This window comes from Novipirellula galeiformis (genome assembly GCF_007860095.1).
Classification (GTDB): domain Bacteria; phylum Planctomycetota; class Planctomycetia; order Pirellulales; family Pirellulaceae; genus Novipirellula; species Novipirellula galeiformis.
The window spans coordinates 318,241-327,093 of the sequence record NZ_SJPT01000006.1; the positions used below are offsets into that span (position 1 = coordinate 318,241).

Sequence of the window (8,853 nt, forward strand, 5' to 3'; positions counted from 1 at the left end):
TACGAATCAGGGAGCCACATTAGCGTGAGCGACAAAATCGAGAAGACAATTATCATTGGAAGTGGTCCTGCGGGATGGTCTGCCGCAATTTATGCAGCTCGCGCCAACCTAAATCCAGTGGTCTACGAAGGCACCGTGCGTCCCGAAATGATTCCGTTGGGCCAATTGGCTTTCACGACGGAAGTGGAAAACTTTGCCGGTTTTCCCGCCGGAAACATTCGCGCGTTCGTGGAATCGGCCGTCGACAAGGATCGACACTGGAATCTGCCGATGCCGCCCGCAGGGCACGAAAAAGATGGCCAACCGCATTACGCCGTCCAAGGCGTCGAGTTGATGGAGTTGATGAAGCAACAAGCCCTCAACTTTGGCACTCGCGTGATCGGCGATGATATCGAAAGCGTCGACTTTTCCGGCGACGTTCACGTGCTGAAACCCGCCAACGGGGAACCGGTCAAAGCGAAAACCGTGATCATCGCGACCGGAGCACGCGCCAATTACCTCGGCTTGGATACCGAAGAAGCGTACAAGAACAAGGGCGTCAGCGCGTGTGCGGTCTGTGACGGTGCGTTGCCGATCTATCGAGCCAAACCACTCGCGGTCGTTGGCGGCGGTGACTCGGCGGTCGAAGAAGCAACCTACCTCGCCAATCTAAAGAACGCTGCGACGATCTACTTGATCGTTCGCCGTGATGAGATGAGGGCTTCCAAGGTGATGCAAGATCGCGCGCTCAATCACCCCAACATCGAAATGAAGTGGAACAGTGTCGTCGACGAAGTCTACGGCGACGAGAAAATCGTCACCGGAATCAAACTGAAAAGCACCGTCGATGGTTCGATCAGCGATTTGCCCGTCGGCGGCATGTTCGTTGCGATTGGGCACACGCCCAACACCGCCTTCTTGAACAATGCTGTCGAGACCAACAGCAGCGGTTATATTCGTTGGACCAAAAGTTTCCGCACCAACACCAGCGTGAAGGGTGTTTTTGCTGCAGGCGACGTCGCTGACGATTATTATCGACAAGCGATTACGTCCGCAGGCACCGGATGCATGGCCGCCCTGGACGCCGAACGCTACCTCGCGGAACTCGAAGGGTAAGCGAACCACGCAATCACGGTCGCAGGATCGTTGGGTCCTGCGGCAACGTGAATGCAACGCGTTACCCAGCAACGCGTTACCCAGCGGCACCAAGCAACGCACCTCGCGGTGCCTCCGCCATTGCCTACCGACCTTATCTTTTTCTCCATCCCCCACCTCCCAGAAAATCTCGCCATGTCAGCAGCCGAAACAGAACAAATAGCTCTCGGAAATGAAAAAGTCCAAGCCGATCGTGAGTTACTTCGGCAGGCACAAGCCGATGGCAAGGTTCTGGGGGCTTACATTCGGTTGTCGGGGCCCGGTTGGTTGCAAAGTGCGATTACGCTGGGCGGTGGCTCGCTGGCCGGATCGTTGTTCCTCGGTGTGCTTGGCGGCTACAGCATGCTGTGGTTGCAATTGGTTGCGATTATTCTGGGCGTTGTGATGTTGTCTGCGATCAGCTACGTCACGCTGAGCACCGGGCGTCGCCCCTTCGAGGCGATCAATAGCGAAATCAACCCCGCACTCGGTTGGGGCTGGATCGTCGCCACGATCATGGCCAACATGATTTTTTGTATGCCCCAGTTCAGTCTCTGTTACGACGCGCTTGATAAAAATCTAGCGACGTTGGGGGGAGGCGATGGATTGGGCGGCGACGTGGTGACCAAGTGGGGAATCACGTTGTCGTTGTTCCTCGCGGCCGGTTTTGTCGTCTTGCTAAATACTCGGCAAGGCAAAGCGGCGAAGTTCTTTGACATTTTCCTCAAAGGCTTGATCGGCATGGTCGTGATTTGCTTTGTCGGGGTTGCCGTGCTGCTGTTTGGTAGCGGTGAGCTCGAATTTGGCACGATTTTGGCCGGTTTTATTCCCGATCTGGGCCAGTTCATCCATCCGGCGGGCGACTTGCAAGGGCTGGTCGAAGGCTTATCGCCTGAGGGTGAATCGTTTTGGACTCATAAATTAATGGGGACGCAGCGGAGCGTGATGATCTCGGCGATTGCAACGGCCGTCGGAATTAACATGACGTTCTTGTTGCCTTATTCGATGCTGGCTCGCGGTTGGGATCGCCCGTTTCGCGGACTCGCACGCTTTGACTTGTCCACCGGCATGGCGATCCCTTTTGTGCTCGTGACCAGCTGTGTCGTGATCGCTGCGGCGGCATCGTTCCATAACAAGATTGATCCGCAATTGGCATCCACCAACCTCGCCGAAATGGAACAGTCACCGACGTTTGGTGCGGTCAAATCGAGCTTGCTTGCCCGCGTCGACTTGGAACTCGGCGACGCCGCCGCGACGACCGACGAGGCAACAAAACTCGAAATGGTTGCCAAGCTACCTGAAGATGAAAAGCGAATCGCATCCGCACTGATCAAGCGGGACGCGTTCCAGTTGTCACGAACCTTGGCTCCGCTGCTGGGCGACAGTAAAGCGAAGCTCGTTTTCGGGCTCGGTGTGTTTGGCATGGGGTTCTCGACGATCATCATTTTGATGTTGATCAATGGCTACGCTTTTCAAGAATTGTCCGGCCGTCCCGGAAGCAGCGGCATGTTTGTCACCGGCGTTTTGGTTGCTGGTATCTCCGGAGCCAGTTGGGTTTGGTTATGGACCGACGATCAAACGCGATTTTGGCTGGCCATTTTCGCCAGTACGTTTGCGGTGATGTTGTTGCCGATCGCCTACATCACCTTCTTTTTGATGATGAACAGTCGCCGAATCTTGGGCGACGACAAACCAACCGGTGGCCGAATGGTGGCCTGGAATGTGATGATGCTTCTGGCGGTCGCCGGTGCCGTGGCAGCAGCAGGAACTGCGATGTACGACAAGGCGATGGACAAACAGAACCCAATTTCGTTTTATGTCGTGATTGGGATTCTAATTGTCTACTCGCTGGCGGTGGTGATCGGATTTGCGTTCCGAAAACCGACCAAGGTCGCTGCGGAATAGCGTGGTAGTCCGGGCGTTCGAATCGGACGCCAATCTCCCCTTTGTAAAAGCTTCAAATCAAAAGGATTGACGATGCAAGACAACTGGATTCGTGTCGCTGAGGCTCGCAAAGCCGAGGCGGCAGGCCGTGATTGTGAAGTTCGCGGCTGGGTTCGCACACGTCGCGACAGCAAAGGGGGCTTCAGCTTTATTGAAGTCAACGATGGCAGCTGCCTTGGCAATATCCAAGTCGTTGCCCCAGGGGAACTGGACAACTACGCTGACGAAGTCCAAAAACTAACGGCGGGCTGCAGCGTTGTGGTGGCGGGAAAGTTGGTTGAGTCGCCTGCCAAAGGTCAAGCCACCGAACTGCAAGCGACTTCGCTGCGAGTGCTCGGTTGGGCCGATCCCGAGTCCTACCCGCTGCAGAAGAAACGGCACTCGTTCGAAAAACTTCGTGAGTGGGCACATCTGAGGACTCGCACCAACACGCTCAGCGCCGTGATGCGTACTCGGAATCAAATCAGCCAATCGATTCATCACTTCTTTCACGAAAACGGCTTCTTCTACACTCACACACCGATCATCACGGCGAGTGATTGCGAAGGTGCTGGCGAGATGTTTCGTGTCACGACGCTCGATTTGGACATGCTGGCCAAATCCGGCGGCCCGGTGAAATTTGAGTACGACTTTTTCGAAAAACCAGCTTATTTGACCGTTAGCGGGCAACTCAATGGCGAAACCTACGCCACCGCACTTGGTCGTATCTACACGTTCGGACCGACGTTCCGCGCCGAAAACAGTAACACCAGCCGGCATCTTGCCGAGTTTTGGATGGTCGAGCCCGAAGCCGCCTTCTTTGACTTGGCCGATGACATGCGTTTGGCCGAAGATTTCTTGAAGCGAATCTTCACCGATTGCTTGAATCACTGCGACGAAGACATGCAGTTCTTTAACGAGCGTATTCAGCCGGGCGTGATCGACCAAATTCGCTCGGTCGTCGAACGTCCGTTCGCTCACATGACCTATACCGAAGCGATCAAGATTCTCGAAACCTGCGACGCCAAATTTGACTACCCGATTTCCTGGGGCACCGATTTGCAAGCCGAACACGAGCGTTATTTGACCGAAGTTCATGTCAAAGGCCCTGTCATCCTGACCGACTATCCGTCGTCGATCAAACCGTTTTATATGCGGGTCAGCGATGATGGAAAAACGGTCGCTGCGATGGATGTGCTTGTGCCCGGCGTTGGTGAAATCATCGGTGGCAGCCAACGCGAAGAGCGACTTGATGTATTGACGTCGCGAATGGCCGCAGCGGGATTGAACGAAGAAGATTACTGGTGGTACATCGACTTGCGCCGCTTCGGCACGGTGCCGCATGCGGGTTTTGGACTCGGGCTCGAACGAGCGGTCCAGTACGTCACCGGAATGGCCAACATTCGCGACGTGATTCCGTTCCCCCGCACCCCCGGCAACGCTGACTTTTAATGAGCACCGGCCGATTGGCACCGTCCCCGACCGGAGCTCAGCATTTAGGAAATGCTCGTACCTATTTGCTCGCCTACTGGTCAGCTCGCAGCACGGGGAAAAAGTTAATCCTGCGAATCGAGGACATCGATTCGCCGCGTGTCAAATCGTGGGCGATCCAGCAAGCGATCGAGGATTTGCGGTGGTTGGGAATCGATTGGGACGAAGGGCCCGATGTCGGCGGTCCACATTCGCCGTACATCCAAACCGAACGTCAATCGTTATACGCCGACGCACTCGAGCGACTGATCGCAGACAATCTCGTCTTTCCTTGCACTTGTTCGCGACAAGACATCGCCGATGCAGGTTCGGCACCCCATTTCGAGCACGAGGGAAACATCTATCCTGGCATCTGTGCGAGTTGGCAGAACGGCGATCCGCTGCCCGAGGCGGGCACATTTTCTTGGCGATTCCGCGTCAAAGATCGCGAGCTTGACATCGACGACCTTGTGCTCGGAAAGCAGAATTGCAATCCCGCCGCGCATCTTGGCGCGTTCCCGATCACGCAAAAAAATGGCAGCTATTCTTATCATCTCGCCTGTGTCGTGGACGATGCCGCGATGGGAGTGACCGAGGTGGTGCGAGGCGACGATTTGCTGCCCAGTGCGTTTCGGCATCTCGAGCTCGCCGAGGCACTCAAGCTACCTCGTTCGCACTACGCTCACGTTCCTTTAATCAAAGGCCCCGATGGCCGCCGCTTGGCCAAACGTCACGGCGACACGCGATTGAGTCTGTATCGCGAACAAGGCGTCGATCCGGAGACGATCGTCGGCTGGGCCGCGCACTCCGCCGGTTTAACCGAGACTGCAGCGGAGCGGAGTGCCGCCGACGTGATCCCGCTGTTTTCATGGTCAAAAATCAATCGCAACTCAATCATCGTCCACGAGTCGGAAACCGCAGCCTGGATCCGCAGTTAAAACGCCGATCCGAATCAATCGACTACGGCAACTCGTGACAACGGATTCATTAATCTGTGGCACTTGGCCATGCATTCCAATTCGCAAGCGGGCCGAATGCTGAGAACGACAAGGCAAACCCGCTGCGGTGCAAAACGATCTGCCAAAGTCGCTGCCCCAATCACCATCAGGCCGCATCCACGCCCAATCGGTCGAAAGACTTGCCGCGTTTTTCCGTGCCAACATTCGTGGCTATCCGGTCAAGCATTTGCCAATCGCCTTCATGCGACATCGCCACAAACTCCACTCCAGCCGCAATTGCGGGGACAGCAACCTCGCCGCCGCAAGACGAAGGTTGGCAATGCCCCCCTCAGTCGCTAGTTTTCCATAGCACGTGTTAGACCAACGAACGAATGTACGCTCGCAATGCTGGAGACGCTAGAAATATAAGCACGCAGCAATTGACGACCACCGAAACCCAAAACCCCGCTTGAAATGACTGCTTGACGGTCTTGTGCCGAAACACCTGCTGAGCGATGAGCGCTCCGGGCCAACCGCCAATGACTCCGAGATACAGTAGCGTATTTTCTGGCGTGCGGCTGCGACGGTGGATCGCTGCGACTTTGTCCATCCAATAGGCGATGAACGCGATCACGCTCATCGTCGCATACAAACCTGCAACGTAAAAAGGCAATTTGCCATCGATTGTTAATGCTGCCAAGGCCAGCAGAAAAGAAATCGCGATCACAATCTGAATGGGAATGAGCGTTGGCTTAACGAGCGGTTCTCCCTCGAACACCACTCTGGTGGCTTGACCGCGACCATCCGGTCCAACCGATTGCTCGAAAGTAACAACGTCTAATTCGGCTGGGCGACGAGACCGATGGACGAACGATTTGATATGAACAAACAATTCGTCTCCACCGCCATCCGGTGCAATGAACCCGAAACCTCGATCATCCTTCCAAGTCACTAACTTGCCAGCTATTCGCATGCGTCACCCTCAGTTGACTTCGTTGGTGAACGGGATCACCCAAAACACTCGGACTACCTGCACTTTTCTTTCCGTTTTTCCGTCACCTAGTCCCATCGCCAGGCACACAGACATAACACTTTACTGGAGCGTTGAAGTCAACCTCGGTCGGACAACCATTGAAAACGCTATGATTGCTTGACGGTGACCGACTTCAATCGGCGAAGGCTGGCGATTCATACTGCGTCGATCGAGCAAAATGTGGTTGATCGTACGCAATTTCATCTATCGGATGTCACCGTCGGCCCTCTGCAACTAAAACGCACGGACGCTTGCCGCCAATCCACACCGGCCGGTAGCTCACATGTCTGTTGCCGCAAATAACAGCGGCGGACCGGGCGATACCTTCGCATCAAATCCACACCCCCTGGGACGCCCCGCTAGGGTCTAAAACAATCTTCCGATGTCGCATCCCCCTTCGCACCGTGATGCAGCGTCCCGACTCAATCGTGTAAGAGGTCATGCGGCGTTCAAGCATAGATGTCGCAACCACTTGCTTCCCCCGCCTAGGCATGCTGGGGAGGATCGGAAATCGAGGCTTCAGCGAGGTTTTCGTTCCCGGGCGAGTGACACTGAACCTGCACATTGCCATCGCTAACACGTCGACGCCCCACCGGTGGACTTGCTCTGCTCGTTCAGACCTCCCCCCAAGACAAGTTTCTCAAGGGGGAAAGCCCGTAAAGCGACGAACCGCGAACGAGTTGAATGCCACACGACCGCTTAAGTAACGGTGGCAGGCATTCAGAAGCGACACCCACAAATCGATCCCAAAGGTCACGGCGAAAGGGATCAACCGCAGTTCGCTCCAATCCTTGCGATGGCTGAAGTTTTTCCCCAAGATCCGATCGTCACCCCTCAAGATAGAAGGAAGGTTACAACGCACCGGAATGCATCGTTCTTCTCGGGCGGCCCTCCGTCCTTAGAGTGTCCTTCCTCCTAGCTCGCATCCGGATCCGGTGGATCCGTCACAGGCGAGTCTCAAGTGCTAAGCCTGTACGAACATTGCATCGGTATCTAACAACGTTGCGTCGGCAATGGTGATGGCGTAGACCGCCATCGACGCAGTCGCAATCACTTCGAGGATCTGCTCATTATCGAGGTCTTGCCTCCGCAGACTGGCGAAATCCTCGTCGGTCAGTTCATGCGGTCCGGTGGCGCACTTGACCGCAAATTGGATGATGACCCGAATGCGATCGGGGAGTTCTTCGCTGAGCCCTTCCATCACCGCTCGAATCGTGCTGTCCTCGACTCCCAGAATTCGGCAACACGCGGTGTGCGCGTCCTTGCAATATTTGCACTGACGTTCCACGGCGATGGCGACAAAGATCAGTTCCTTGATGGACCTGGGAAGAGATCCCTCCAGCAGAATATGTTTGGCAAGTGCCCAGGTGCTGGCCAACATCCCTGGCGAAGTTCCCTGGACGCGGATGAAATTCGGCACCTCGGGAAACCCCATTCCGTGCTGAAAGTCGCGGTAGACCTGCCCGACCTCTTGCGGTGCGTCAGCCTCTTGCCTCAGTGGGAAGCGTTGCATAGTGGATCACCCCTTGTCGCCAGCAGCCTAGGATCGCGGAAAAAATCAGGCGTTGAGTGTTGGCATTGCCGAAGTCGCCATACCCTACTGACTAAAATTCTACCTTCACCACTCGCGGTCCGATAGTTGTAAGCGGTGCGAGAAAACAAGCATTTTCTCGCGGTACTGAATCCATCCCCGTGGCCCACCACCGTTTTCATTGGTGTGACCGAACTTCGCTGCCCTACAAAGAAGTGTTCGCCACTCAGAAAGGAGTCCAGTACAAATGGCACGCTTTATGGGTTGGATTGGTGGCTCACGTACGATGCGTTACCTTGCTCACGCTCACACCCGAGAGATGATCGCGAGCATGGTGTCGAGCGGTGTGAGGCAATCCCCCCCCCAGTGCATCAACTGATTTATCGCGTCATCCTCCTAGTGCAAATGGACCCTCTACCTGTAATTGGGCCTCCACGGATCGACGCTCCATTGGACCGGATACTTCTGGACCCTCCGCTCGAACGCCAAGCAGGGCCGGTTCCCACCGGCCACCGGCATTGAATATTCGCTGCCGTTACTTACAAATGAAGGCCGACCGGGATGACCGGTTTTGTCGTTCTCGCATCGGGAACAGCCGGTAGGAACCGGCCCTACCGTTGCTTTTCATTCTTAATCCTAATCTTACTCTTAATCCTAATTTCCTCCGGTTCAACCCGGTCCAACAGAGCTTGCGCGGACGGGATTAAGATTAAGAGTATGGAATTGCCCACGAAAAGTTGACAGTGGGCCGGTCTTAACGGGAAGGTAAATGGTGCCTCCTGTGGATCAGGATTCACCGACGAATAACGGTTCTTCGATGGATTGCTCAAAGTCGATCGGACTCT

At 55.3% G+C, this 8,853-nt stretch carries 6 protein-coding genes; 4 read left to right on the top strand and 2 right to left on the bottom strand.

Going from position 1 to position 8,853, the window contains the following annotated elements; all coding sequences use genetic code 11:
• The first annotated feature begins 24 nt into the window (after window positions 1-24).
• The 4 genes from Pla52o_RS17775 to gluQRS all read left to right on the top strand — a co-directional run bounded on the left by Pla52o_RS17775 (window position 25) and on the right by gluQRS (window position 5,444).
• Complete coding sequence (locus Pla52o_RS17775) at window positions 25-1,095, top strand: NAD(P)/FAD-dependent oxidoreductase (protein WP_197169320.1); 1,071 nt, start codon at window positions 25-27, stop codon at window positions 1,093-1,095.
• Between the two features lie 174 nt (window positions 1,096-1,269).
• Window positions 1,270-3,018 carry a divalent metal cation transporter gene (locus Pla52o_RS17780; RefSeq protein WP_146595950.1) on the top strand — a complete coding sequence of 583 codons (1,749 nt, stop codon included), beginning with the start codon at window positions 1,270-1,272 and terminating at the stop codon, window positions 3,016-3,018.
• A 72-nt stretch (window positions 3,019-3,090) separates the two neighbouring features.
• Window positions 3,091-4,488 carry an asparagine--tRNA ligase gene (gene asnS, locus Pla52o_RS17785; protein WP_197169321.1) on the top strand — a complete coding sequence of 466 codons (1,398 nt, stop codon included), beginning with the start codon at window positions 3,091-3,093 and terminating at the stop codon, window positions 4,486-4,488.
• The gene (gluQRS, locus tag Pla52o_RS17790) at window positions 4,488-5,444 is read left to right on the top strand and encodes a tRNA glutamyl-Q(34) synthetase GluQRS (protein WP_146595951.1); all 957 of its coding nucleotides are present in this window, start codon (window positions 4,488-4,490) and stop codon (window positions 5,442-5,444) included. Before asnS ends, gluQRS begins: the two co-directional genes overlap by 1 nt.
• A 376-nt stretch (window positions 5,445-5,820) precedes the next feature.
• On the opposite strand, the gene Pla52o_RS17795 is transcribed toward gluQRS, so the two are convergent.
• Together Pla52o_RS17795 and Pla52o_RS17800 are read right to left on the bottom strand one after the other, a co-directional pair.
• The gene (locus Pla52o_RS17795) at window positions 5,821-6,417 is read right to left on the bottom strand and encodes a DUF1294 domain-containing protein (protein WP_146595952.1); all 597 of its coding nucleotides are present in this window, start codon (window positions 6,415-6,417) and stop codon (window positions 5,821-5,823) included.
• Between the two features lie 1,024 nt (window positions 6,418-7,441).
• On the bottom strand, window positions 7,442-7,990 hold the full coding sequence (locus tag Pla52o_RS17800) for a carboxymuconolactone decarboxylase family protein (protein WP_146595953.1): 549 nt from the start codon (window positions 7,988-7,990) through the stop codon (window positions 7,442-7,444).
• Between the last annotated feature and the right edge of the window lie 863 nt (window positions 7,991-8,853).

Bases quoted from the DNA above. Each gene is read 5' to 3' on its own strand.
- Pla52o_RS17780 (WP_146595950.1), top strand. From the start codon at position 1,270: ATGTCAGCAGCCGAAACAGAACAAATAGCTCTCGGAAATGAAAAAGTC.
- asnS (WP_197169321.1), top strand. From the start codon at position 3,091: ATGCAAGACAACTGGATTCGTGTCGCTGAGGCTCGCAAAGCCGAGGCG.
- gluQRS (WP_146595951.1), top strand. From the start codon at position 4,488: ATGAGCACCGGCCGATTGGCACCGTCCCCGACCGGAGCTCAGCATTTA.
- Pla52o_RS17795 (WP_146595952.1), bottom strand. From the start codon at position 6,417: ATGCGAATAGCTGGCAAGTTAGTGACTTGGAAGGATGATCGAGGTTTC.
- Pla52o_RS17800 (WP_146595953.1), bottom strand. From the start codon at position 7,990: ATGCAACGCTTCCCACTGAGGCAAGAGGCTGACGCACCGCAAGAGGTC.